Source organism: Pseudomonas arvensis (assembly GCF_056688935.1).
Window position 1 is genome coordinate 4,042,783 of sequence record NZ_CP162038.1, and the last position, 26,251, is coordinate 4,069,033.

At 54.2% G+C, this 26,251-nt stretch carries 21 protein-coding genes and 1 tRNA gene; 7 read left to right on the forward strand and 15 right to left on the reverse strand.

Annotated features, from left to right (window positions below; all coding sequences use genetic code 11):
- The first annotated feature begins 322 nt into the window (after window positions 1–322).
- Together AB3G88_RS18105 and AB3G88_RS18110 are read left to right on the forward strand one after the other, a co-directional pair.
- Entirely contained in the window at window positions 323–652 is a 330-nt protein-coding gene (locus AB3G88_RS18105; RefSeq protein WP_480451021.1) for a hypothetical protein, read from the forward strand.
- A 130-nt stretch (window positions 653–782) separates the two neighbouring features.
- A complete protein-coding gene (locus AB3G88_RS18110; RefSeq protein WP_480451023.1) occupies window positions 783–1,742 on the forward strand; it encodes an ArdC family protein in 960 nt (319 codons plus the stop codon).
- Window positions 1,743–1,879: 137 nt separating this feature from the next.
- Here the strand turns inward: AB3G88_RS18110 and AB3G88_RS18115 are convergent, their stop codons facing one another.
- On the reverse strand, window positions 1,880–2,074 hold the full coding sequence (locus tag AB3G88_RS18115; RefSeq protein WP_133076168.1) for a DUF7740 domain-containing protein: 195 nt from the start codon (window positions 2,072–2,074) through the stop codon (window positions 1,880–1,882).
- A gap of 221 nt (window positions 2,075–2,295) precedes the next feature.
- Here AB3G88_RS18115 and mobH point away from each other — a divergent pair, with 221 nt between their 5' ends.
- The gene (gene mobH / locus AB3G88_RS18120; RefSeq protein ID WP_480451025.1) at window positions 2,296–4,020 is read left to right on the forward strand and encodes a MobH family relaxase; all 1,725 of its coding nucleotides are present in this window, start codon (window positions 2,296–2,298) and stop codon (window positions 4,018–4,020) included.
- 256 nt (window positions 4,021–4,276) lie between these two features.
- Here mobH and AB3G88_RS18125 read toward each other — a convergent pair whose 3' ends face one another.
- From AB3G88_RS18125 to AB3G88_RS18150, 6 genes are all read right to left on the reverse strand, one after another.
- Complete coding sequence (locus tag AB3G88_RS18125; protein ID WP_480451027.1) at window positions 4,277–4,873, reverse strand: Cap15 family cyclic dinucleotide receptor domain-containing protein; 597 nt, start codon at window positions 4,871–4,873, stop codon at window positions 4,277–4,279.
- The gene (locus AB3G88_RS18130; protein ID WP_480451029.1) at window positions 4,874–5,305 is read right to left on the reverse strand and encodes a hypothetical protein; all 432 of its coding nucleotides are present in this window, start codon (window positions 5,303–5,305) and stop codon (window positions 4,874–4,876) included.
- Window positions 5,290–5,850 carry a Mov34/MPN/PAD-1 family protein gene (locus AB3G88_RS18135; protein WP_480451031.1) on the reverse strand — a complete coding sequence of 187 codons (561 nt, stop codon included), beginning with the start codon at window positions 5,848–5,850 and terminating at the stop codon, window positions 5,290–5,292. The genes AB3G88_RS18130 and AB3G88_RS18135 overlap by 16 nt, the downstream gene beginning before the upstream one ends.
- Before the next feature lie 382 nt (window positions 5,851–6,232).
- Complete coding sequence (locus AB3G88_RS18140) at window positions 6,233–9,451, reverse strand: hypothetical protein (RefSeq protein ID WP_480451033.1); 3,219 nt, start codon at window positions 9,449–9,451, stop codon at window positions 6,233–6,235.
- A gap of 1,054 nt (window positions 9,452–10,505) precedes the next feature.
- On the reverse strand, window positions 10,506–11,363 hold the full coding sequence (locus tag AB3G88_RS18145) for an ImmA/IrrE family metallo-endopeptidase (RefSeq protein WP_480451035.1): 858 nt from the start codon (window positions 11,361–11,363) through the stop codon (window positions 10,506–10,508).
- Window positions 11,363–11,686, reverse strand: a complete 324-nt coding sequence (locus AB3G88_RS18150; RefSeq protein WP_063341190.1) for a helix-turn-helix domain-containing protein — start codon at window positions 11,684–11,686, stop codon at window positions 11,363–11,365. The genes AB3G88_RS18145 and AB3G88_RS18150 overlap by 1 nt, the downstream gene beginning before the upstream one ends.
- Before the next feature lie 195 nt (window positions 11,687–11,881).
- Between AB3G88_RS18150 and AB3G88_RS18155 the strand changes: the two genes are divergently transcribed.
- From AB3G88_RS18155 to AB3G88_RS18170, 4 genes are read left to right on the forward strand one after another with little or no spacing between them, the layout of a single operon-like run.
- Window positions 11,882–12,847, forward strand: a complete 966-nt coding sequence (locus tag AB3G88_RS18155; protein WP_461993427.1) for a CBASS oligonucleotide cyclase — start codon at window positions 11,882–11,884, stop codon at window positions 12,845–12,847.
- Between the two features lie 9 nt (window positions 12,848–12,856).
- Window positions 12,857–13,372: an HORMA-1 domain-containing protein gene (locus AB3G88_RS18160; RefSeq protein WP_480451038.1), complete on the forward strand. Its 516-nt coding sequence runs from the start codon at window positions 12,857–12,859 to the stop codon at window positions 13,370–13,372.
- Window positions 13,372–14,310, forward strand: coding sequence for an AAA family ATPase (locus tag AB3G88_RS18165; RefSeq protein WP_480451041.1), 939 nt, complete (start codon window positions 13,372–13,374; stop codon window positions 14,308–14,310). The genes AB3G88_RS18160 and AB3G88_RS18165 overlap by 1 nt, the downstream gene beginning before the upstream one ends.
- Before the next feature lie 46 nt (window positions 14,311–14,356).
- Window positions 14,357–15,097 carry a DUF6602 domain-containing protein gene (locus AB3G88_RS18170; RefSeq protein WP_480451043.1) on the forward strand — a complete coding sequence of 247 codons (741 nt, stop codon included), beginning with the start codon at window positions 14,357–14,359 and terminating at the stop codon, window positions 15,095–15,097.
- A gap of 4 nt (window positions 15,098–15,101) precedes the next feature.
- On the opposite strand, the gene AB3G88_RS18175 is transcribed toward AB3G88_RS18170, so the two are convergent.
- The 8 genes from AB3G88_RS18175 to pheT form a co-directional block, all read right to left on the reverse strand.
- Window positions 15,102–16,406 carry an RES family NAD+ phosphorylase gene (locus AB3G88_RS18175; RefSeq protein WP_480451045.1) on the reverse strand — a complete coding sequence of 435 codons (1,305 nt, stop codon included), beginning with the start codon at window positions 16,404–16,406 and terminating at the stop codon, window positions 15,102–15,104.
- 34 nt (window positions 16,407–16,440) lie between these two features.
- Entirely contained in the window at window positions 16,441–18,210 is a 1,770-nt protein-coding gene (locus AB3G88_RS18180; RefSeq protein ID WP_480451047.1) for an alkaline phosphatase D family protein, read from the reverse strand.
- A 5-nt stretch (window positions 18,211–18,215) separates the two neighbouring features.
- The gene (locus AB3G88_RS18185; RefSeq protein WP_057006133.1) at window positions 18,216–19,340 is read right to left on the reverse strand and encodes a DUF4062 domain-containing protein; all 1,125 of its coding nucleotides are present in this window, start codon (window positions 19,338–19,340) and stop codon (window positions 18,216–18,218) included.
- Window positions 19,341–19,458: 118 nt separating this feature from the next.
- Window positions 19,459–22,398 (reverse strand): DEAD/DEAH box helicase, encoded by a 2,940-nt coding sequence (locus AB3G88_RS18190; RefSeq protein ID WP_153474671.1) that lies wholly within the window; start codon window positions 22,396–22,398, stop codon window positions 19,459–19,461.
- A 646-nt stretch (window positions 22,399–23,044) separates the two neighbouring features.
- Window positions 23,045–23,121, reverse strand: a tRNA-Pro gene (locus AB3G88_RS18195).
- A 90-nt stretch (window positions 23,122–23,211) separates the two neighbouring features.
- Window positions 23,212–23,568: a MerR family transcriptional regulator gene (locus tag AB3G88_RS18200; protein WP_191959858.1), complete on the reverse strand. Its 357-nt coding sequence runs from the start codon at window positions 23,566–23,568 to the stop codon at window positions 23,212–23,214.
- Complete coding sequence (gene ihfA / locus AB3G88_RS18205) at window positions 23,549–23,851, reverse strand: integration host factor subunit alpha (RefSeq protein WP_002553164.1); 303 nt, start codon at window positions 23,849–23,851, stop codon at window positions 23,549–23,551. The genes AB3G88_RS18200 and ihfA overlap by 20 nt, the downstream gene beginning before the upstream one ends.
- A 3-nt stretch (window positions 23,852–23,854) precedes the next feature.
- Window positions 23,855–26,233, reverse strand: a complete 2,379-nt coding sequence (gene pheT, locus AB3G88_RS18210; protein ID WP_112196232.1) for a phenylalanine--tRNA ligase subunit beta — start codon at window positions 26,231–26,233, stop codon at window positions 23,855–23,857.
- Between the last annotated feature and the right edge of the window lie 18 nt (window positions 26,234–26,251).

Sequence of the window (26,251 nt, forward strand, 5' to 3'; positions counted from 1 at the left end):
TGAAACAGCGTCTCTACAGTGATTGACCCATATCAGTCGTCCGGCTAAATACAAGGTACGGATCGCTGTTATCGACAGCACCTGCCCAGGTAGCCAGAGCCTTCAAGACTACGTCACTTCGGTGATGGTTCTCCCCAAGTGCGATTAGCGTTCGGTAGCTCGCACGGTCACCGTTTCTACGGTGATGAACGCCTACTGCTCTCCTGAGCGCCTTTCGAGTTCTGCTCGCCAGGCAAATCCTCTTGTTTTTCTTCAACCCACCGCGGGGAAATCCTTTCCCCCAACGGGACAGGTTTCTTCGCGTCTTCAACGGAGGCACACCATGTCCGACTCACTTACACCGGAAGTACTGAACACCTTTCGGTTGCCCATCGTGTTCACCCCTGGCGCGTGGCAACGCGCAGTACTGCTCGAGCACTCCGATCACGCTGAGAAGCTGCAGGTCGATCGGTTGAGCCACGTATTGCGTGCAGCCTTCGAAGCCCACCTGGCCTATTCACACAAGCCTTACGTGCTGTTCGAGGTAATCCACATTGAACCAACCGATTACTTAGACCACGGCCCGTTGCTGCAATTGAGCCTGAGCCTGCTCCAAGAACCGGGTCAGCCTGGCGCCTTGCTGATAGCGCTTGCAGGAGAACACCAGCGCTAAGCGCAATTGGCGGCGCCTACCTCCACATTCGGACGGCATGCAAGACCTGCATCAATCCAGCACATCACCCAACCGGGGAACCCTCCCCGACGGGCACGGCGTTCCTCCGTTTTCTCTCGAGGAAATTGCCATGCGCGATATCTACCAAGACATAACTGACAAGATCGTTACCGCGTTAGACCAAGGCGTTGCTCCCTGGATCAAACCCTGGTCCTCAAGTGGCTCAGCTTACATCGGTCATCAACCCTACCCCATCAACGCCATCACGCGACGTCCGTATTCGGGCATCAATTTACCGCTGCTCTGGGCCGAGGCCAGGTTGCAGGGGTTCACTCAAGATCGTTGGCTGACCTTCAACCAAGCTAAAAAGGCCGGTGGGCACGTCCGTAAGGGTGAGCACAGCACTCTGGCTGTGCTCTACAAGCCGATGGAGCGCGAGGAACAGACTGAGTCAGGCCAACCCGTACTCGATGAAAACGGTCAGCCCAAGGTCGCTCACTTCGGCATTCTCAGGACGCATTTTCTGTTCAACATCGAGCAAACGGAGGGGCTCGAGATGTTCAATCAAACCCTGCTCGAAACGGAACCGACCGAGCCCTTCCAGGCCAATAGCGTTGCGGAAAATCTGCTGTTAAGTTCAGGTGCACGCATCGTTCATCGGCCTGCCGACGAAGCCTTTTACCACGCGATCAGGGATCTCATCCAACTGCCGACAAAAGCACAATTTCACGATGAAGGCGGGTACTACGCCACCGCACTGCACGAGCTGACGCACTGGACCGGGCATCACGCTCGGTTGCAGCGCGAAGGGGTGACGTCAGCCTGTCCGTTCGGCTCGCCAGGCTATGCCTTTGAGGAGTTGATCGCCGAGATGGGCGCTGCGTTTTTATGTGCTTACGTCGGCATTCAGGGAGAGCTGAGGCACGAGGGCTATATCGATTCCTGGCTCAGCCTGCTCAAGGCTGACAAACGCGCGATCTTTCGTGCCAGTGGCCAGGCCCGAAACGCCTCGGAGTATGTACTCAACCTGGAGCAGCAACTGAAGCAAGCAGTCTTGGATGACTCACTATGCATGAACGATGGAGCTTGATCGTTACCTCACCGCTGCAAACGCTTCACAGGGCCCAACGCGAGTTGAGCCCTTTTTTCCGTTTCCAAACAGACGGAATCATACGGCGGGCCCCTCACCCAAAGAACAAGAGAGGGGCGCACACCCGCAGCATGCCGTTATGTATCCAGGTTCTGCGCCAGAAAATCCACCAGCTCGAGCGGACTCCGGCTATCGATCACCTTGTAGATCAGATCGCGTTTACTGCGCGGCAACTTCTTGACCAGGCTCTTCGCCGAAGCCCTGACGGCTTCGTCGGTCCCATGGATCCGTGCCGCGAGCAGCAGCACGAGCGTGGCGTCAGTGAGGTTCATGGCAAGACCCAAAAAATAGGCACCGCAGTGTACCGACTCTTTTCTTTTCCGTACTAGCCCCAAAAAAATGATGCCTAGCAGTATCCATATTCCGATTGCCGCACAAAGGGACACGAGCCAAAAGGACGGGTAAGGGTTGGAAGGGAATGGGCACTCAAGGGTAAGAGCGCTATCCGAAAAGGCTAAAAGGCCACTGACCCAGCCACTTCCCGGAGGTCACGATGCTCAGTCTGTTTCGCCACAAAAGGCAGAAGCCCCGTCCGCCACCGACCGTCAACGTCGCCGAAGGTTACTTGTCCATCGAGTCAGCCCATACCCTCTTAGCAGTGGAGCACCGCCGTCAGTTACTCGATCGCATCTGGCAATACACCGCCCTCTCCCACGTCCAATTCACCCAGCTCTATTTAAATCCGATCCATCGCTACGCCGAACAGGTCCAGCAACTCCCGGCCAGCGAGACGCACCACCATGCTTATCTCGGCGGCATGCTCGACCATGGACTGGAACTGGTCGCCTGCAGTTTGAAACTGCGTCAGTCGTATCTGCTTCCCACCGGCGCTGCGCCTGAAGACCAGGCCGCCCAGACTGACGCCTGGTCCGCTGGCATCGCCTATGGCGCCCTGTTGCATGACATCGGCAAGATCGCCGTGGACCTGCTGATCGAACGCCAGGATGGCAGCCCTTGGCACCCTTGGCAGGGTCCGCTGGATCAACCCTACCGTTTTCGTTACCTCAAGGGTCGGGATTACCATTTGCATGGCGCCGCCGCAGGCTTGCTCCACACCCAGATTCTCGACAGGCCGATATTGGATTGGCTCAGTGGATTTCCGTCACTGTGGGCCAGCCTGCTGTATGTCCTGGCCGGCCAGTACGAACGTGCCGGCGTGCTGGGCGAGTTGGTGATTCAAGCCGACCGTGTCTCCACCGCGCAGAATATCGGAGGTAACCCAAGCAAGGCGCTGCAAGCACCGATTCATTCGTTGCAACACCACTTGATCAGCGGACTGCGTCATCTGGTTCAGCACGAACTGAAACTCAACCAGCCAGGCGCCGCCGGCTGGCTGACTCAAAACGCACTCTGGCTGGTGAGCAAGACGGTTACGGACAAGCTGCGAGCCTACCTGCTGTCGCAATCGATTGAGGGCATTCCCTCCTCCAACATCGAGGTGTTCGACGAACTGCAATCGCATGGGCTGGTCGAGTCCACAATAGAAGGCAAAGCCATCTGGACCGCCCTTGTCGCGCAGGGAAACTGGCAGCAGAGCTTTACCTTTCTGCGCCTTCAACCGGCGTTGATCTGGGGGAACGAAGATCGGCCTGAGGCTTTCAGCGGAACGGTGAGCGTTGCGGCCGATGATCACCTGACTGATACTCCGGCATCACCAGCGGCGTCCGAGACTGTCAATACAGGATCGCGTCAAAGCCCATCGCAACCCGATCCCATGGCGATGGAGGATGCCGACTACCTCGACACGTTGTTGGATATGTTCGAGCTGAAAGAGTCTGAGGTCAGCAACGCATCGTCAGCTGGCACCCTCGAAATCTCAAATCCTTCATCGGACAACCCTGGTCAGGCATTCCTGAATTGGGTCAAGGAGGGCATCCTCAGCCATAAGCTGATCATCAATGACAGCAAGGCCAAAATCCACACGGTGTGTGGCAGCGCATTTCTAGTCACACCTGGCCTCTTCCAACGCTACGCGCAGGAGTTTCCTGGTATCTCACAGGGGACCGATCAAGAAATTGAAGAATGGCGCTGGGTGCAGAAGCACTTTGAAAAACTGAAGGTTCACAAAAAGCGTGAGAATGGTCTAAACATATGGACCTGCCAGATCCAAGGCCCCCGCAAGAGGGCAAAACTCAAAGGTTATCTATTAGGAAAAACAGAGCTGCTTTTCGGAACAGTCCCTCCCGATAATCCTTTTCTCATGCTTGACCCAGAATGAACATCCAGATATCGCAAAGCCTGCCGATTGTAGCTAGAAAAGGACATTGAGACCGCATTTCTGCTATAGCAAAACCTAGGTGTTCAGTTAGCGATCAATCCTTTGCATCTCGCATACTTTCGTACCGATGGAGCTGAGTGGACCACTCAGACCGAGAGTTGCGCCAATATCAACGCGCCATGCAGGCAAGGAGCATTCGAAAACTTAATTAACACCAACTCCTCCGAGCTTATTGCGCGAACCGGATACAGAAATTTTAACTTAACCGCGTAAGCTCAAAATGACCGTTGCTATTTTGACTGGTAAAATAGTTACCTCTAAGAACACCACCCTCATGACCATACAGTTTCAATATAGAAGCACCTTCATAGGGGCCTACCGAATCGGCACCAGTATTCTTTGGTATTACCCTATAAAAATAATAAAGCATCGGCCTAGAGGAGTTAATATCCTTAATAGTTTTTACAACAAGAGTTTCCGAGTCCGAGCCTTCGGAATGGACCTCCATGCTAACGCCAAACAAGCTCTGCTTAATGCTAGCTTCAGCCTCAACAGCTCCATCCTCCCCATTTCGTGTCCATTTTATTTCCATTTTCCACTGGCCATTCAGATCAGGAAATAGCCATTCATTCAGTACTGGATATCGGGCCCAAATTTTTTTCCAAAAAAAATTCGCAGTCAAAAACAAAAGTCCTTCCAACAGCAAAGCACCACCAAACACAACCCTAAACGCAGCCTGCAGGGAAGCTTCTACACCACATACAAACATGATAAAGACTATCAGTGTTACGAAAGCAGCATAAAGTTTTCCAACGAGCACCATAGCTTTAAGCGGGGATAACGTAGAAAACATTTACAGCTCCTCAAAATGGATTTCGCGACCGTTTTCAAAAATTGCTATACCCAATGTAGGCGTAGCGATCCCAATCATTTTCACTCCTGGTAATACAGAGCCAAACAGCGCAGCAAGATACCTTCCTCCAAAACGGCGCTCACGTTTCAATTCGACCCCCTCAACGATTGGGGGAGAAAAGTACTGCGCAACGCCTGAAAGCAATAGATCGGTAGTTAACAAATGAAAACCGTCGTGTAGATCATTGTGTGAATGGGAAATTTCGGCCAAAACCTCTGCTGTGTCAGCCTGATCTGGAATTATCGGATCGACGCGCAGTGGAAACACAGGAAGATTGGCGTCATTTTCCTGAACTATGACACCAAGACCTGAGAAATCTTGCCCGGAGAACGCCACTACCCTTTTAAGCAAGTCAACTAATTGCTCCAACATAAGACACTACTCATATGGAAAATATTAATACAGCTTAAACACTGTCCTGCCTCACCGGGTGGCACTATGAGGCAGCCCCCCCCGCAGGAGCGGTTGTCGCCTCCCAGTTGCATGCATCTATTCAAAATGCAAATCATACGCCCCACTATTAGTGCCAGTAACGGTCTACAATCACAGCGCAGGAGTTGCCATTCGTGCAGGTCGATCGAGGATGGACTGGACTGATCCTGCGGATGGGTGTGCCATTCGCCAATATATCTGATAAGACCATTGCTTTCGCTCCATCGTCGACGAGCTATACCTTGGTGTCGATATGGCATGCGCTCGAAGAAATACCGAAATCGTCGATCCCAGAAGCTGGGTTCCGTCGCCAGGATTTCCAAATGAGTCCCACGTACGTGCCCAAGTAAAATGCCACCTGCCTCACTGGACTTCTCACGTTCCTGAACATACCTCGAAAACACTTCGAGCGGCTGTGCAGAGAGAGCAACCAGTTGCTGAGTCGCAGGGTCGACCCATGTGTTTACAAACTGCATGCAGGACATCCTAATCGAGCCAGTGGGGTACAGTCGTGCGTCGCTCCCGTGTGCACCGGGCTGAGCACGCGAGTGGACAGTGCAGGCTAAGGATTCTGCTTCCCCATGCAAGAGCCGTATCCAGGCCGAGGCTGGCCGCCCGAATCGAGACGGAAGCAGAAAGCGGAACGTAAAGCCCCTCACAGCCTTGGCCGGAGAAAAATAGGTTCTACCCCCCTTCGATGGAGATGAAGTGCTGCTCGCGATTGTAGTCGCTGAGGCAGCGATAACAGCGCTCTCCTTGATGCTGCGTGAGCAATGAACGCATCGCTAAACCTGCGCCCTCGATCCACACCTGGAACAGGGCTGTGCTCTTTTCTCAGTGGGCAGCGTGCCCACACACGATATTCATTCAGTGGTCCACGGGGTGCCCGCAGGGAAGGAGGTATGCCTGCGATTCGCATGAATCTACCGGCGTCACTCCTGTGGCATTTTGAGATGTGACTGTAGCCGACCGGAATCTCATGTTCAGCAGAATGTGATAAAAGACCACTTCTCGCGGGCCCCGCCACCGTCGCTCCATGCCCAGCCATAAGTTGTCCGAGGCGTGCAGTACTTCCACTCCAACACCATTGCTTGGATGGTTCTTGGTGTATCCGCTGTGGTCTCGGGCAGCAACGAGTTCAGCGTACCCCCGGATCAGCGACCTAAAATCAATGACGTCACAGTAGGCTGCGATGAATACTGGACTGAGCGACTCGGGATCATAGCCCTCAATTTTATCCAGGTGCGTGGTGATGACCGTTACATCTGTGGAAAACAGCCGGAATGCCTCGAAGATGGCTATGCGCCTGTTTTTCGAATCCCTGATAGATCCGTCAATCTCTCCCGGGCTCTTACCAGAAGGAGATTCACCACCACGCGCCTGGTCGTTGATACCAACACGTACCTCTGCCATCCGCTTGTTGAATAGCGAGGTAAACCAGTCGTTAATCAGGTCTTCCTTGGTGATTCGGAAGCTGGCAGTTTCGTTCGATTCTACGGAGTGGAGTTGCAGGTTCTTTTTGCGAAACACCAGCTCCTGTGCTACCTCCAACATGGCCCTCTGCAGGAACTCGTGCGGAAGTAACCCTTGGCCGACGATAGCCACGTAATCCTTGAAATCCTTAGAGACGATCTGTGTGTAGTGCTTGGTCAGTTGAAGGTCAGTGCGCTGCGAGTCTTCGTTCACAATTTGGATTAGCTGCGAAAGGGAGCGATCGGCCGGTGATGCTTCAACGAGTTGATTAATCAGGTCGTATAGCCCCAAGCCTTCCGGAATCTGTGGATTCAGTTCGCAGTAGCGGTTGAAGATCTGCTGGGCGATCAGCGGCTCGTTCCGCTCAATAAGCGCCATGCAATAGGGCCCTAGAATTTCCGCCTGTACCTGCTGCTCAGTACTGAGCTTTGACCAGAAAACATCGATGTCCTGAGCTTGTCGGAGCTGACGATAACCTTCCAAGATCGTCGCGACCCAAGGTGCCGGCATGAGGTCGGGCTCGGTGTCCCCGAGACTTGCCATGAATTGCGCTAACGCGTATCGAATCTGGGAGGTGTCGGACGCCCCATAATGGACAGCCAGACGGCTCTTAAACAGCAGAAAGCTGTGAATATCATGCTTCGTCTCCTTATAGAGCGCCTCCATGATACTTACGCACCTTTGCGGCTTGGTATCGCAGAAAGCCGCAGCTGTGATGTAACGCTTGAACACCTCACATTCATGGCGCTGAGCGCGCTCCTCTTGTTCATCGAGGCTGGAATGTTGCTCAAAAGGTACAGGGTGGTGACGCGCGGCCTCGGCGAACTGCTCAGGTTCGTCTTTTAAGGTCTCCAGCAGTTCTAATAGCTCGAATTTGTATTCGTAGGTCAACCAGACTCTACGGGCCCGCAGAATGTGAGGGTTGCGAGTGCTGACGAAGCGCTCTTGCGCCAAGAATGCCTTAGCAGACGTAATCAGCTTGAGGGCCATTGCGGTATTGCCATAATTACAGGCTGAGGTAAAAGCCTGCTCGATTCCTTGAAGTCCCAGGTCTTCCGCTTCTTGCGGTTCATGAGCAGCAATAATGCTTTGCACATGCTCCGCACGAGCGATCGCCGAACAGTGCTCGAGGAGAACGAACAACTGGTCAACCGGTATGAGCGGCCCACAGCGATCAAGCAGATCCTCGAACAGGGAGTCTGGGAAAGAGTTGGCATAGGAACAGAAGTGTCGCCACAGATCGTACTCATCCCTGTAAAACGCACTGTCAAACAGATATGTAGCCTCCTCACGGGGGCCAAATCCCAGGGTGCGTACGATCTCAGCGACCCGCTCCCTGACACGCTCCCAACCGTCGACTTTCTGAGCGCGCCCCACCTGCAGCAGTACTTGTAGATACTGTCGGATGGCAGCTCCGACGGCAAAATTGTACTTATGCGAGTAAGAGAGCCGCTCCGACCACCTGTTGCAGGTACCGGAAAGCGCGAGCAGCGGACGCACACCCTCGCTGCCAATTAGCTTGTGCCAGGGCAGAGCAGCGAAGAATTCGCTAGGCTGCAGCGTTCGCTGCTGGCCAGCCAAGTTTGCAGAGAATTCCGCTCTATAATAGCTCAGTAATGCGATTTGGATGGTTTCTAGTAAGTTATCTGAAGCATCAATGCTGGCTGTGGGGACATGCTCGAGCAACCAGAAACCCAGTAGATACTGATGGTGGCCTGGTTGCTGAAGCTCGTCTGCGCTTCGGTGAGCCGTAAGTTGGCGGACGTAGGCCTGACCGAGTTGACGGATCTGCTGTGGCTGGAGGCGTTCTAGCAGCCCTAGAAGGAATTGATACTCCAAGGTTTGTGAGAGTTTACTCGTGTGCAGGTAACAACGATCACCCAAAAAATCTATCGCGTTGAGCAAGCGCTCGCCTACGTCAGGAGTTTTTGCCAACGCACGAAGGTATTCATCACAGACCAAGTGCTGGAAAACCTTATCGAGGTACCCGCCCAGCGCTGGGCTGTCTTGGTTTCCCTGGCTGAAGCGCTTCTGTGAGAGATGGAACAGAGCAATGTCGCATGTGTCCGCCCTTGACAGTAGGAACGCTAGGTAGCCAGCAATGTCGTACTCGGGCACTGCATTGAAAAGCAAGTATTTCAAGAATGGGCGCGTCGTAGCGAGATCCAGTAGGGATTCGGCAGTTCCCCACGAAAAGAGTTGTTGGCCGTCGATACCCACGCTGACTTCGATGGAGCTCGCGATTAACCAACTATAAAAGCCATCAACAGTTCGCCAATGTTTGAATCGCTGTCCCAGGCATACGAACTGCAGGGCATCCGAGTGATCTTCGGGGGACACAGGATAGGCAGTATTCAACGTTGCCAAGGTCAGTCGCTCACATGGAGTCACTTCATGTTGTTTCTCCTTGGCACTTTCCTCGGAACCAATGCTGACGTGCATCGTGATCTGTACTGGCGTGATGAGACTGGAAAAACTGTGCTCGTTCCAAGCTTGCTTGAGCAAAGTTGTCATTGATCCATGTAGTGAGACGTCGTCGGCTAGATGCGCCACCAATTGATCAGCAAACTCACGCTGTTCCGCGTTGCCCAATTGCTCCCAGATGACCGGCATAGCCCATCTGCAGTGCGTCCGCAAGCACCACAACCAGCGCTCGAATGCCTGCCTTGGCGCTAGCACTTCTCGTAGCACTTGCCATAAGTAGGTGCAGACCAATGCGTCGAAGTTTTGATTGCCTGGTGTCGAAACAAAGTTCCCGTCTTGAACCCGTAATTGCGGAAGCAGCTCGGCGATGGGGGAGATTCCGGCGAGTGGCAGCAACCGCGCTTCGAGCTCTCCAACCGGCAAAGTGAAGTGGGGTGGATAGTAGCCGTCGCTGCCATCCCGAATGGCTTTTAGAAATTCTACGGCCTGTATAAGCGGCCTCAGGCTGGGATCTACGACCTCAACGTTCCGTACACTCTGGCAGTGAACCACGCACCAGCCTGCGATGAAGGACACTAGGCCGTGCTCTTCAAGCAAAGCTAGCGGGAATTGGATTGCTGGCTGCGGCGGCTCACTATCCGCACGAGGCCAAGTCATTCGTCCATCTAGTAAAGCTTCGACTGTAGTTCGATCAAGTGGGGGCGTGGCCAGCTTGGCATGCGCAAAGAAGATGGCCAGTGCCTTGGACTGCACGTGGTCCGTGTACTCATAGCACTCAGGTCGACGTCTGTGCGTAGCATACCCGTCCAGCATGGATGAAAGGTGCCGCCAGTTCGACGAAAAGTTATGCATGCCGAGTCAGGATCCGATGCGATTGGGGTCAGTCCGGTAGCTAAGCCGGCATTATGGTGGTGCGCAACGTCCGCGAACAAGCACGATTGGGAGACGTCCTCAAACCGAACGGCAGCCCCAACCACCTCCGCTCCTAAAGATAACTTCCAATCAACTTGCCAAGATCGGTCGATGCTTGCTAACGAGTGGCTGGTGACCATACCGGGGCAGACCAATTTCTAAGTAGGACCGTAGCGCTTAACGCCGAGGGCGTCGCCAGGGTCACACCAGGTAAATACCCGCAAGCGGTAACCGATTTGCTGCCCACAGACATGGGGAACGCCAATGGTGAAATTGGCCCACGACATTGGAGAGATCTGAGCTACGAATGATCGTTGGAAGACTCGGTCTTTCAATCCTCAAAAGGTCGCCATACCGAAGCTGATCGCGGCAAATAGAGTAGAGATAGGACGTAATCATACTGGTCTGAAGACACCTTCATCTCCCGAACCGCAGTTCCTACATCAGCGTGAGGAAACCAAATTTTTGCAGGCAGTTCGATGCCTCGACGTTCATGCTTCACTCCAGGGGCGACGGCAAGGGAGCCGGCAGGCACGGGGACAGCTTGCTTTCGCGTCCGAAAAAAAGCACCTGCACGAGCTGCTTGGCGGCTCGAAAACGCCCACTGCATGTAGCCGTCGCGCGACAAGACAAGGACCGCATTTTCTTCGGTGTATTGAATCCATTTCAACACTGCTGCGGTCAGCGAAACGCCATATCGATCTGCACAGTGCCCGAGCAATTCAAGATCGACAACAGTCTTGACTTGCGCTCGGAAATCGTCCAAAGGCATAAGTAGGTAAGAGGAAAACAGATCAGCTTGCGCCTCGATCGTTTTCTCTTCCCAGTCAAGCATGTCGTCATTACTGCACTGGAATCCCTCGCGGGTCTGACGGTGCAGAATGTAGTGACCCAGCTCATGAGCTTGTGTGAACCGGATCCGGCCTGGTGATGCCATTGCACTATTGAACAGAAGCATCCATTTCTTACGCTCATCGTCCGGAAACAGTGCACCGTCGAAGCTCTTAATATCGACAGGCGTGACCTCGGTGATGGGGTCGGACCAGCCGAAAATGTTGGCAGCCTCCAGCGCGAGCATCGGCACATCGACGGGGAATCTGTGCCCACCGTGCTTATCACAAAAAAAATCTACGATTTTGGATAGGCGATTCGCCGCCTTCTGAGGTGTCCATACCTGCTCGTCGCTCATCAAGATCCCTTTTTGAAGGTTTCCAATATCTTTCGAAGCTGCTCTTTTGCGTCCGGTTCGAGGTTTTTGTAGCCTCGAAAGAACGCATCGTCTAGATGCCGTTCCTGCGGAGCACGAACATCCTCTTCAAAAAAATACGGTGTCGCCACGCCTAGAACGTCAGCGAGAGCCGTTAACTTTTCCGCAGATGGCCGCTGAGATTCACGGTTTTCGAGTTCCCAAAGATAGCTTTTGCTCAGACCTGCCATGTCCGCCAGCTTCTCCAGGGTCAGCCCACGCTGCTTGCGCAGGTCGCGAAGCTTTTCGCCGAGACGAGTTGTCACGATCGCGCCTCCCTTTTGATGGTGATTGGTAAAAATAGTACCACGGTTCCGAACAAAGCGTTTGACAACAGCGATAGAAGGAGTAGGTTTACAAAAAGTTCGCTGTACCGAACTTTTTATCAGGCTAGCCGATAACCCGCAGTTTAGGTGTAGTCGTCCTGCCTTCAGTTGATGCACTTCTTATAGGGGGCAGTTATGTCCAGAGAGCACGTCGACCACCGAGACATCGTACGATTCGCCGAAGAAAAGGTGAATCTTCCCAAGGACAAGGCTAGCGCATATCGAGAGCAGGCAGGACGCTTGCAGGACAAGCTGGAAGGTTATCTTTCCGATCACCCCGACTTCTCGTTGAAGCGGATGATGGTTTCCGGGAGCCTGGCAAAAGGCACCGCTTTGCGTTCCCTGAATGATATTGATGTCGCGGTCTATGTCAGCGGCTCGGACGCGCCACATGACACCAAGGCGCTGCTCGATTACTTGGCTGACAAACTGCGTAAGGCTTTTCCGAACTTCAGTGCGGACCAGGTCGTTCCACAAACCTATTCCGTAACCGTTTCCTTTCGTGGAACGGGTCTGGACGTCGATATTGTTCCTGTCTTGTACTCGGGCCTTCCCGATTGGCGTGGCAACCTGATCAGCCAAGACGACGGCTCCTTTCTGGAAACCAGCATTCCACTGCATCTGGCCTTCGCAAAAGCACGTAAACAGGCTCAGCCCACTCATTACGCGCAAATCGTGAGGCTTGTGAAATTCTGGGCCCGCCTGATGAAACAGGAGCGCGACGGCTTCCGCTTTAAGTCGTTCATGATCGAAATGATCTTGGCGAAACTCAGCGACCAAGGTGTCGACTTTTCTGATTACCCCGAAGCCCTCCAGGCCTTCTTCACGTACATCGCGCGCTCGGAGCTTCGGGAAAAAATCTTCTTCGAAGATAACTACCCGGCGTCAAAGGTCGGCGTGTTTACGAATCCCGTGCAGATCATTGATCCCGTAAACCCCGGGAACAACGTCGCCCGCCTTTACACGCAGCAAAATGTCGACGCGATCATCGATGCAGCTCTGGACGCTGGTGACGCAATCGATGCAGCCCTTTATGCGCCAAACAAGCAGCTAACCGTCGGTTACTGGCAAAAGGTTTTCGGGTCTTCCTTCCAAGTGTGAGGTAGCAATATGTCGTCTTACAGCTATACGGTCGCGGAGACCCAAACATTTACCCTAACTCATGCCAAGCATATGGCAGCGAAGGTCGCTGCGGATCTCATGCGACTCCAGCGCCTTTATGGGGCGCCGAGCAGTCAGCATATTCTTGAGTACGAACAGGAAGTGGCTCTGCTGTTGAAGTCGGGCTTTCTTGGCACAGTAACCTTCGGATTCAAGCGTGGAGAGAATTGGATCGAACCCACTCTCAACTACTCAGCATCCGAGCTTTCGGGTACAGGAACCGATGATTCCCCTGGCCGCATTCGCCCAGGGGCGGATGTTTCAGGTGCTAGTTTCTACAGTTACCTGACTTATAGCGCTGCTTGGAATCTCGCATCACAAAGCGAAAGGGACGCCCTGGAAAGTGAGCGACCATTCTCTCGCGGCACGGCATCTGCACCTGGTGTTAGCGGCTATCTCGTTGACGACCGCTCCTACTCATCAGGTGGCCGTTCCCTCAATCGCTCGACAGTAAGGAGCTTCTAATGAGTACCAAACCTACCTTGGATGAACTGTTCGAGTACCGAGTGAACTATCCAGATTTTGAGCCGCAGGGGCGACTGGCAAGGCTCGTGGGTCTGGATGAGCAGAAGCAGCGCCTGGCTAAAATCCTTGGCCTCCTAGTCAACTCGTCGGGCCTCACCGATTGGGCGAAGAAATTCCACCCTGGCTCTGAGGCCCTGCTAGATACCGTACTGCGCCGCCCTCCCCTCGTCGTCCTAGCCGGTGACGTTGGTTCTGGGAAGACCGAGCTTGCGGAAACTATTGGTGATGCGGTTGCTCGGCAAGAAAACATTGGGATCACCCTGTTTCCGTTGAGCCTTTCTACCCGGGGGCAAGGACGAGTCGGTGAAATGACCCAACTCCTTTCAGCGGCCTTTGACTACACCATCGAAGAGGCAAAAAAGCTCAAGTCATCAAACGGCCGTTCACGCGGAGCGGTCATTTTGCTTGTGGACGAAGCAGATGCGCTGGCTCAATCCCGTGAGAGCGCTCAGATGCACCATGAGGATCGCGCTGGCGTGAATGCCTTCATTCGGGGTATCGACCGGATCGCAAACGCCCAGCTTCCAGCGGCGGTAATCATGTGCACCAACCGCCTGAATGCCTTAGATCCGGCAGTACGGCGGCGCGCCGCCGAGGTGTTGTCTTTTGGTCGTCCAAATGACGAGCAACGTCGGCACATCATGACAAGCCGACTCAATTCACTGGGAATATCAGGAACAGCCATTGAAGCGTTGGTCATCGCGACAGGACCTCAAGAAGGCAATGTCCCTGGTTTCACATTCTCTGATCTGACTCAACGCCTGATACCGTCCATAGTCTTGGAAGCTTATCCAACCCAGGCCGTTGATGCGAAGCGGGCAATATTGGTGGCGCAGCGGATGATCCCAACACCAGCATTTCAGGATCACATCATCTAATCGCCACAAGACAACTTTCGAGAAGTGCATCGCAAGTGAGGGAAATATGGCAACCAAAAAAGACCGCATCGCCGACACAGCGTGGATGAAAGATTCCTTCGTGGACGTTCAGGCGGAATTAGCGCTAAAGCTGAAGCGTGCAGCTCAATCCATTTCACACGCCGGAACCCACGGTACGGTGGTCGAAGATCATTGGATCGATGTCTTCCGGGCGTACCTACCTAATCGTTACGAAGTGGCAACAGGCTTGGTGATAGATAGCCTGGGCAACCGAAGTGATCAGATCGATATCGTCATCTTCGACCGTCACTTCACCCCTACCCTGCTTGACCAGCAAAATCACCGGTATATCCCAGTTGAAGCTGTATATGCCGTCTTTGAATCGAAGCCACATTTCGATAAAAGCTACTTTGAGTACGCAGGAAACAAGGCCGCTTCAGTACGTAAGCTGCATCGCACCTCTGTCCCCATCGCGCATGCAGGGGGAACCTATGAGCCAAAACCGCTATTTCCAATCATAGCCGGCATCGTCGCCCCCAAGTCGAGCTGGACGGATGGATTAGGAGAACACTTCCTAAAACATCTTCCTACAGAGGAAATGGAGCGGTTGGACTGTGGGTGTGCCTTGGAGAATGGAGCGTTCGACAGTTTCGGCGACTGCTTGAAAGTCGTAGGGTCCGAGGGTGCACTCATCTACTTCTTATTCCGCCTGCTCTCTCGACTCCAATCACTGGGCACGGTCCCAGCAATTGACTGGGCTGCCTATGCATCGGTGATAAACAAATAGCTGTTCAATAGTCCCATTCACCATAGGGGTCTTGCTCGTAACGCCAATCTCTGATGACGGTATCGCCGTTGATAACTAGCGGCTCGACCTCAAAGGTAACACAGCCGATTTTGTGAGCCTCCAGTGTATCGGGAATGTACACAAGCCCAGACGGGAAAGGCCCATTGCCGATGATGGGGTCGTCCTCGATTCTCTCCTGATAAGGAATGCTGGCGAGCACACGTGAAAACAGAGCAATGTTGATTCCATCCTGGTGCTGAACAGAGGCAAACATCACCCCATCAATAGGCGGATCAACCTGCGTGGAAAGGTACTCTGCAATCACTTGGGTCAGTAGATATTCCTGCTCTTGATCAGGCGTGACTGGCGAACTGATTTTGCTGTGCAAGGTGCGTAGAAACTGCCTTCGTTCCATACTCGCTCGATAAGCCGGATCAAAACAACTCATAGGCTGAGAATCGAATATGTTCTCCAACACACCAAAATCGAGCACCCGGGCATCCCGTAACAACTGAAACGCCCCCGTTAGCACCATACCGCCCACCGAGGGGCGCAGCTCGGCGATGCACGTGTCGCGATCAAATGCGCCATAAAACACAGGCACACCAACAGGATTCATTCGTCCTGCGCGCGCTTTTTCCTTGGGAGGGGCCGCTAGTTCAGTTTCCGGGGAGACAAGAATGTTTTTAGGATCCGATGTCGGTGGGCAGTAGCGCCCTCGATATAGTTCCCAACCATCTTCTACTTCAAACAATCGCACCACCTCCTGGCTGTTTTCGTCTTTGAGGTGATGAATACCTTTAAACAACCAATCGAGGAACGCTTTACCGTGATCGTTAAAGAAACGGCTGCGGTGCATCACACCACTTTTGAATTCTTGCCATTTTTCCTCGACTTCTGTCGGTCGGATACTGCGCCGCATGTACAGCGCATCGGCCTCAAAACGTGGTTCACCGCCTCGTTTCAAGTAATAGTCAGAGCAAACAGTGAGCAACTCGACAATGGCAGCAGTGACGGAGCCTTCATTATCGTCGCACTCAAGCATTTCCGCGACGATGAGCGCCAAGGGATTGCCGGCGCGAATGTAGCGTCCCAGATCCCCAGCACCGCAAGTTCTGATGACCGGATCAGTCCCGTAGAAATTGTAAAGAATCTCTGCAATATCATCCGCTAAAATCTCAATGGCTATGCAGGGCCGCACACGCTCACAGACCGAACACTTGGCCATATCGCATTGATCACGAATACGTTGCCGAAGAAAGATATCCCCCACACAGCCATCACATACAATTTCTACGCTGCCTTCCAAATCATACCCCTTGAAAGCACCTATCCTAGAACCACTATTTCTGAGCCGGATGCACCGCTTGCAGATGGTTGGAAAAACCTGCCTCAGTTTCACAACGCCAAGTCGCCCACAGCTTGCATCCCGTCTCGCCCCCCATGTCCAACTCAAACGCCAACCAGTTCCGAGCCGGCATCACATACCGATTAAAACCGGGGAACAACATCATCTCGACACAGTGCTGCACATCGATGGATTGGACCTTGCTGGCGGTATGGTTCAGCAATTGAAGAAAAAGCCGTTCGGCCACTCCAATCAACGACGGATGCACCACACCTGACGAAGTAAATTGCTGAATCTGCGCCCAGTTCGACGTTGGCGGAATATCCCTTCGGTAGCAACTGCCCCAGGCCGCGACATGCACGTCCCCAGAAGCAATCGATACCCGCAGCATTCTCTGCTCAGCAATACGAGTCAGCGACTCCAGGAGTCGCTTACGCTCCCCCTCGTGATCCCCGTGCGACCAATGATCCTTAAGGTCATCAGCATTACTGTCGAGCACATGATCCTGCCCAAACGTATCGAGCAACCCTTCAGCCAGCGACAATTTGGGGTGCGCGACCGGAACCGAGGACATGAAGATTAAGTGCTGACATTTGCTTCCCGGATGAGCAGGCTTACCGTCACGGAGCGTGTTGAGCCAAGCCTGCATAGCAGTCCAGGTATCGGCCCCCAGTACTTGGGTACGTGAACGCTCAGTGCGCAGATCAGCAACAAACAACGATACCGGCCCCAAGTGATAGCCGAAACTAAAGCCCGGCTGACCATCCAAGAGCGGCAAGGCCAATCGATCTCCATTTAATCGAGCACTCCATTGCACCGGCTCATACTGTGGGTCCTGCTGGGAAACGTTTGCACGTTGGAGCAATTGCAATGGCGGCAAATCATCAAGGGCATGCTGCAACTGAAACACCCAGAAAGCCTTGCGCGCATGACGCATCAGCACCTGGAACAACTCGCAGTGCTGCATAGCCGGACTGTAGGACCCCCAACCGTCGAAGATGTCATGGTCGTCCCACATCATCACTGTAGGGATTCTCGCCATCGCATCAGCTGCATCAAGATTCGGCTTGGGGTGCCCCCAGTCACGCCGCGTATCCGGCAGCCAACGATTGGCATAGAGCCCGAAATAGTAGGACTCGATCTCTTTCTCCAACGCCGCGCTTACCTTGAACGCCAATTGCTCCTTGCGCGACAGTCCGACCCATTTCTTGAGGGACTTCACATCCTCCCAAATCGAGTCAAAGTAAATTTGGTCGCCCCCCATCAGCAGCAATTGGAACCGCTTCAAGCCCTTGTCATGAATTCGTCCTTCGTGCCAAAGCTGTTCCTTGTCCAGCACGTAACCTGCAGCACGCAAGTCACTGTCATGATTGCTGATCAGGTCAGCCCATACGGCGTTTTCAGGGCGCACCAATTTGCGCATCCCACTAGGGTCCGAAAAGCCATTGCAAGAGACGTAGGCCATTCTTGGGGCATAGTCTCGACCGGGAATGGAGAACTGCCATTGCGGCCCTTCCTGCCCTACACCAAACTTTACTGTTCGCTCCTGCGCCTGCTGATCACAGCTCAGGTCGTAACGAAGGATGGTTTCTTTCGGACGCTCCAGCAAAACCTTCGGCGTCGGACAAGCCTGGCCGTCAACAGAAAGAACAGGAAATGCGGCGCCAGCTACAACTCCGACTAACGCGGTCACCTGCCACTGCCCGGTTTTGCTGACGCCTCGGAAGGACAACACGGGCCCCACAGTAAAAAGTGCTTTTGACATCCCTGTTATCTCCCTTCAAGTTCGGCGGCAATAACTTTGACAATCTTGGCGCGTGAAGCGGCTCTCTTGGCCAGAATTTGCGCTTCACCTGTTTGATCCAACCATTCCCTAAAACGCTGGAGCGCATGGCGCGTTTGCGACGCATCGCGACAGTTGGCCAGGAAGGCAAACTGTACTTTCTGTACATCATCAGCGACAAAAATACCGAAGGAACCGCTGACAACCGTAGCATCAGGAAATCCTAACAACGCAGTGGCCTGAGTCTCTGTCGCTCCACGGTGACAGGCGATTAAATGCAACGGTCCTTCCGCACCTTTCAACAGATCAGCATGCTCATGGTCACGCAGAAAAGGCTTACCCACCAGCTCACGCGCAGCAGCAACCGTGAACGCAGCCGGGATTGCATGGACAAACACAACGACATTCACTCCAGCAATTGGAACAATGGCGAACGCTTCGCTAGCAGGGACTTTGCCACCATTGAGCGCCTGCAGTAACACCGCTTCCATCGCTCGTTTGCGCTGACGGAAGTCCATCCGTGTCCAATCCAGCGCCTGGCCCATATCGAAACGGCTCGAAGCCGCAGCGGTTACACCACGCTGGGTCAGAACGACCAACGCATCGAGAAGCGCTTCCTGGACGCGGCTACGCAATTGCTCAACAGTTGAAACCATTCCACCCCTGAAGGGTGTCTGTTGTGCAATAAAGGCCTGGAAGCGCTGATTACGTGCTGTCTCAGCTACCTGGCCATCGCCTGCTGGGATATTTGGCATAGCGATGAAGCGCACCTTCCCCCGAGTAGTGGCTAGTCCCTCCATGTACTCCGCATGGCAAATACCAATGTCGCCGTCACCACTGGCCCAGCCGGCATTGCCGTTGGACAGCACCAGTAGCACATCGCAATCCCTCACGGCTTGCAAACAGGCATCCCAGCTGTCCTGCATTCCGTCCGCAGGAGGTGCATCTTCGTTAATCCAAACTTCAAATACCTGTTTGCCAAATAGCTTCGTGCCCTCTATCTCACGTTTGAGTTGCTCTCGGATATTGCTGAGCGTTTGATCGCTGTCCGTGGGAAAGCGATCGTTACAACGACTGGACAGCATTACTTTGATTCTCTTTGACTGGGCCATCCTTGCTCCTGCCCCACTTCCGAGGCCTCAAAATTCTTTGATCAATGAATACCTTCCCGCCCTATCTCCAGATTCACCTGGCCAAGAAGCCGGAGGCAATACGGTGCCCCCCTTTCTGTTATGCACTGGTTACGACCCGGACATCTGAACCAGATACGTTCTTAATGTAGGAGTAACTGGTGCCGAGGACAGCAAGCTGATCAGCGGAGATTTTCGCCGCTGAAATGGCAGGCTGTACGATCACGAATCTGAAAATCATCTCGTGGTCGTGGCACTTGTTGCGAAGCAGCTCCAAATCTATTGGGTCACCCTTGAGGATTCTGTCGAACCCTTTCGGCAGCGATTGCTGGTACCGACCCATCAATCGATTGAAGAATTTTTCCTCGGTGTGCAGCCACTTCACCGATCGTGATGCCTGGCCGCAGACCTCGTAGACATCGCTCACACGAGCGCCAGGTCGAGCCTCGCCATCTTTTTGGGGGCAATACTTGCAGTGGTAAAGGTCGACAAAGATTGCGTCCTTGCTCTCTTTGATTGCCACCAAATCCGCAATCTCACCTGCGCCATCATCGTTGAAAATGAATGCATAGTCGTCCTCGATTCGGCTGTAGGTGAACCCTTGGACGGTGTCCATGTTACGAGTTGCCCTCATGGACTCGCTGTGGATCTGGGTGGTCTCCCAGTCCCAAGCCTCAATCAGCGCTATCGGAAGCTTCAAGCCCAAGCTATTGGGTGTGTAAAACCGATAATTGCCCTCGACCATCGAACCGTCCACGGCTAGCAGCACCAAAGGATTCGCATCCAGGTACTGTTCGAACGAGCTCTCTTCGGCAAAAATGATCTTGACCTCAAGGCAGGAGAATTTGTAGCTATCCTTCAGCAACCGTACTGTGATGTCAGGCAGCTGACGCTCCGTGCCATCTGCTGCTATGGCGATGACGGGCACTTCTAGTGTCAGATCGTCAGTCCGCTGAGGTTTCCCAAGCTCGACATCAAGCAGGTTGAAAATCTCACCATTGAACGCCAGCGAAATTTTCTGCTCGTTTTCGATCGCAATGGACTCAGGCCAATCAGAATAGAAGAGTCCCGTTGGCCAGGCCCCCTCGATCTTCTCCGAGCGAATCACATCCTTGAGCACTTCAGAGGGGTTGATCGTGGCGTCATTGAGTTTCTGCGAGGCGCGCTTGCACCACTCAATCCAGTAAATGATGCTGGAAGAGTTCATCTCCCAGATCTTCCCCTTGTGAGAACAGCCAACGGTAGTGCGCTGTCCATCTTCATAGCCCGTTGCGAAGATGTTGGACTTTTTCGCCGTGCCGTTCTCGATTTCACTGATGACGGTATTGATGTCCCGCCCGACGTGCATCGTGAATCTCAGATCCTTGCGTGTCCTGGACAACCCCACGTTCTGTAGCTTCATGAGCTTGATGTCGTGCAGGGTTCGGAAGGTAGGCTCACCGTTGATTCGCCTGGCATCCTTTGCAATCAAACTCAAAAAACGCGTCGCTTGCGACTCATCACCAGAGGAGTGAATGAAGAGCGTCTTGTCGGGCGAATGGTAGTAAGCCAGGTACAAAATCCAGTTGGTGTCCACGATCGTCGAGGTCTGAGCCCATCCGACCGGAGTATCTCGTCGCGTGACCATGATAATGGTGTCTGAAGCGTCGTTGATGGAAAGGAACTGCAGTGGTTCTTTCTTCTGGGAGAAGTGATTGGCCTTCTCTGGCCGCCACTGGTCGCGCTCCACATGGTAGGCGACCGCACTGATCTTGGGGTTGGGGTTCAACCCGAAGATGTCCTCGGAGTCGGCATCATCCGGGAACTGTTCGGTGAACGTCTCCTTTTCGATTTCGCGGGCGATCTTGTCTTGGCTCACGTCTCGAATCACAGCGCTCCAGTCGGCACTTTCCTTGTAAAGCACTGCCATCTGGTAATCGACTTTCTGGTTGGCAATGTTTGAGACGAATTTGGCGTCGCCTAGCGTGTCATCAACCCGGGTTAGCCGACCGATGAACTGTAGCGTGACTGCCGGGCTGCGATGCTGATCGTGAATAGCCGCGATTTTCAGCTCTGGCAGGTCGAAGCCTTCGCCCAGCATGTCCACGCAGACGATGATCTTGTATTTCTTCTCGACAATTTCACCCAGCAGCTTGACCCGATTCGGCACCTTGCTGTGGATGAGAATGGGTGAGAGGTCTTCATGCTTTTTGTAGAGTTCAAACAGGGCTTCAGCACGTTTTTGCGATCGTGCACGTACCATCAGTAGGTGGTTAAAGCCTTGCTCTCGATCGCCTCGCAACAACTCTACCGCCTTATCAGCAACCACTTGGTCAGCCAACTCGAGGTTGTATTCGCGCACTGGGTGAAATTCGATCGACTTGAAGTAGCCATCGATCTGCGCATCCTTCAACGGGTAGTTGTAGATAATTTTGCCTTCAAGAGGCTGGTTGTCCTCCCTGAAAGGCGTAGCAGTGAACTGCAGGCAGGGCTTTTCTTTGAACGCGGTCTTCACCCTGCCCCACGTCATGGCGGCCACATGATGCGTTTCATCGATGATCAGGTGGCTGCAGAGCTCAGCCAAGGCTTGGAGGGCCTCTGTGTCGAATCGCTGCAACGCTTGCGGGGTAGCGACAATTACATTCGCCTCGGCAAGTTGTTGTACATCTTCAGCCGACATTCCTGAGCCGATCGCTCTCACCACAGGGTTAAGTGCAGTGGCAGAAACAGCACCGATCTCCCGAAGTTTTTTCAGCCCGAGGCATTTTTCGACAAGTTGGGAGCGCAAGGCATCTGACGGGACTAGCACCAATGTCCTTGCCAACCGCCCTGCGATAAGCAAACCCAACATGGTATCAGTCTTGCCGGTACCCGTTGGCATCACGATCGTTGCGGTCGTAGCCGGAGACATCACTAAGTGGCCCAGTGAAGCGTAGAGGGCGGCAAGCTGAGGCTTACGCAAGCCTGGCGTATTGGTTTCCCGGACTGCCAAGTTGAAATTGAAGAGGTGTTGCTGCCAGCTTTGATAGACGTCTAAGTACTTCCCTGTAGCATCGGCCATTGCATTCACCAAATTGAATGTGAAAATCAGCGCTGATTAGTCAGTGGCCACATGCTATCAGTGAACATCATCTTAGGTGTACCCTGAAAAGCAGCGTTCAAACCCGCCACCCTCTCTGCCTTCATCAACCGAATATCGAGGCCAAATAGTCCAATCTGCGATGGAGGTACACCCAAAGCCATCCGAATCCGTCCTGGTCTCTGTCATAAATCGCCATTCGCGATCGCTCCCAACACCCGGTGCGAATGGGGGAAAAAATGGGGGCATAACTCGTTTTTTTTCCATCATCAGGAAGTTCATGCCGCCAAAAATACGAACTCCGCCGCTGGCACCATGTGATATCCGATGACTCTACCGGAGTCTGAGCGAATGCCCGACCCACCTCACCAGCAACAGAGAGCTCCGCACTATTTATCGCCTTCGCCCGAAGCTTGCCTCGCAGACTCTCCAAATCGGCAACCCTTTAACAACTTCGCGCCTTCAGGCTCTTGCACTGATACGAGCTGCCCGGGGAAACGAGAGTCGAACGCCTCTCAAGTGGCATATCTACCGAGATCCAAGATATCCGTGGGAGTAAATGTGGGAGTATTTTTTGAGACATGAAAAAGCCCAACCTTTTCAGATTGGGCTAAGTCATTGAAATATATGGTCGGGACGGAGTGATTCGAACACTCGACCCCTAGCACCCCATGCTAGTGCGCTACCGGACTGCGCTACGCCCCGACTAGGCGTGTTACTGGGTTTGCTTCGTAACGAAGCGATCAGGAATATACCGCAAGCTTTTGAAATGTGGAAGTATTTTAAAAGCCTGTATCACTTCTTCAAAACCATCAGCACATCTTCGAGTTCGGAGATCATCTGGCGGATCATTTGCTTGTATTGGGTGGTGTCGTCTTTGGCTTCATCACCGGACATGCGCTGGCGCGCGCCGCTGATGGTGAACCCCTGGTCGTACAGCAACGCACGGATCTGTCGGATCATCAGCACATCCTGGCGCTGATAATACCGACGGTTCCCGGTGCGTTTGACGGGGTTGAGTTGAGGAAACTCCTGCTCCCAATAGCGCAGCACGTGCGGTTTTACCGCACAGAGCTCGCTGACTTCACCGATGGTGAAGTAGCGTTTGCCTGGGATGACGGGTAGCTCGTCGTTATGACTTGGTTCCAGCATAAGCCTCAACTCGGGCCTTCAACTTCTGCCCTGGACGAAAGGTGACCACACGGCGAGCCGTGATCGGGATTTCTTCTCCCGTTTTTGGATTGCGGCCAGGCCGCTGGCGTTTGTCCCGCAGGTCAAAATTGCCGAAACCGGACAATTTGACCTGTTCGTTGTCTTCCAGAGCGTGTCTGATTTCTTCAAAAAACAGCTCGACCAATTCCTTGGCCTCGCGCTTGTTCAGACCCAACTCTTCGTACAGACGTTCCGCCATCTCAGCTTTCGTCAAAGCCCCCATACGTCACTTCCTTAACGTGGCGTTCAACCTTTGTTCGAGCGAGGTGAGGATATTTTGTGTCGTGGTATTCACCTCATCGTCATTAAGAGTGCGCGATGGATGCTGCCAGGTCAAGCCAACTGCAAGGCTTTTTCTATGCGGATCAATGCCTTTACCCTGATAGACGTCAAATAGCCTGAGGTCTGTCAGCCATTCCCCTGCATTTTCACGGATTACATCCAGAACAGCAGTGGCGGCGACTTCACGGTCGGCGATCAGGGCCAGGTCGCGGCGCACTTCGGGGAAGCGCGACAGCTCGCTGAATTTAGGCATCTTGCCCGAGGCCACTTCAGCCAGGACCAGCTCGAAAACGAAGACAGGACGGTCAAGGCCGAGGGTTTTCGACAGTTCTGGATGGATAGCGCCAACGAAGCCGACCAGGCGACCGTCACGTTCAATACGTGCGGTTTGACCCGGATGCAACGCCGGGTGGCTGCCTGGAACGAAGGTGAACGCATCCAAGGCACCGGCAAAGCCCAGCACGGCTTCCACGTCAGCCTTGACGTCGAAGAAGTCCACGGCGTCGCGGCCCTGTGCCCAACCTTCAGGCAAGCGGCTGCCACAAACCACACCGGCCAGCATCGGTTCTTGCTTCAAGCCATCGAGCTGCCCCACGAAACGCAGGCCGCTTTCAAACATGCGCACGCGGTCTTGCTGGCGGTTCAAGTTATGGGAAAGCGCTTTCACCAGACCCGGCCACAGCGACGAGCGCATGGCGGCCATGTCGTTGGAGATCGGGTTGGCCAGCAGCAGCGGCTCGACGCCAGGGTTGAACAGTTCGAACTGTCTCGGGTCGATGAAGCTGTAGGTCACCGCCTCCTGATAACCACGGGCAACCAGCAGACGACGCAACTCAGGCAGGTGCGCACGCGCCTCGGCCTTGGGTTGCGGTGCCAGGCGAGCTTGCGGGTAACGAACCGGCAGCCGGTTGTAGCCGTACAGGCGAGCCAGCTCCTCGATCAGGTCGACTTCCAAGCTGATATCGAAGCGATGGCTTGGCACTTCAACCTGCCACTGCCCTTCCCCACCTGCAGAAATACCGAGGCCGAGGGCCGACAACAGCTGCTCGATTTCAGCAGGCTCGATAACCAGGCCGAGCATTTGCTCGACGCTCTTGGCGCGCAGGGTGATCGGTGCCACCGACGGCAGATACTGTTCGCTGACCGTCTCAGTGATAGGGCCGGCTTCGCCACCCGTGATATCCAGCAGCAGGCCAGTGGCGCGCTCCATGGCTTCACGGGCCAGTTGCCAGTCCACGCCACGCTCGTAACGGTGCGATGCATCGGTGTGCAGGCCATAGGAACGGGCCTTGCCAGCGATAGCGATTTGATCGAAGAACGCGCTTTCGAGGAAGATATCGCGCGTGGTCGCGGACACACCACTGTGCTCACCACCCATCACGCCGGCAATCGCCAGAGCGCGGGAATGGTCGGCAATTACCAGAGTATCGGCGCGCAGAGCCACTTCCTGACCGTCGAGCAATACCAGCTTCTCGCCTTCTTCAGCCATGCGCACGCGGATGCCGCCGTTGATCTCGGCGAGATCGAATGCGTGCAGCGGCTGGCCCAGCTCCAGCATCACGTAGTTGGTGATGTCGACGGCAGCGTCGATGCTACGCACGTCGGCGCGGCGCAGGCGTTCAACCATCCACAGCGGGGTTGGCTTGGACAGGTCAACGTTGCGGATCACGCGGCCCAGGTAACGCGGGCAGGCGTTTGGCGCCAGCACCTCAATCGGCCGCACTTCATCATGTACGGCAGGCACAGTGGCCACCACTGGACGGGTAACCGGGGCGTTGTACAGCGCGCCCACTTCACGGGCCAGACCGGCCAGGGAAAGGCAGTCGCCACGGTTCGGGGTCAGGTCGACCTCGATGCTGGCGTCTTCCAGTTCCAGGTAAATGCGGATGTCCTGACCCACTGGCGCATCGGCCGGCAGTTCCATCAAGCCATCGTTACCTTCGCCTACCTGCAGCTCGGCCTGGGAGCACAGCATGCCGTTGGACTCAACGCCGCGCAGCTTGGCCTTCTTGATCTTGAAGTCGCCCGGCAGTTCGGCGCCGATCATGGCAAACGGGATCTTCAGGCCCGGGCGCACGTTGGGCGCTCCGCACACGACCTGGAACGTTTGCGCGCCGTTGCTGACCTGGCACACACGCAGCTTGTCGGCGTCCGGGTGCTGCTCGGTGCTCAGCACCTCACCCACGACCACGCCACTGAAAACACCGGCGGCCGGCGTAACGCTATCGACCTCAAGACCGGCCATCGACAGACGAGCTACCAGCTCGTCGCGATCTACCTGCGGGCTTACCCAGCCACGCAGCCATTGTTCACTGAATTTCATCCTGCTCTCCTAATGATT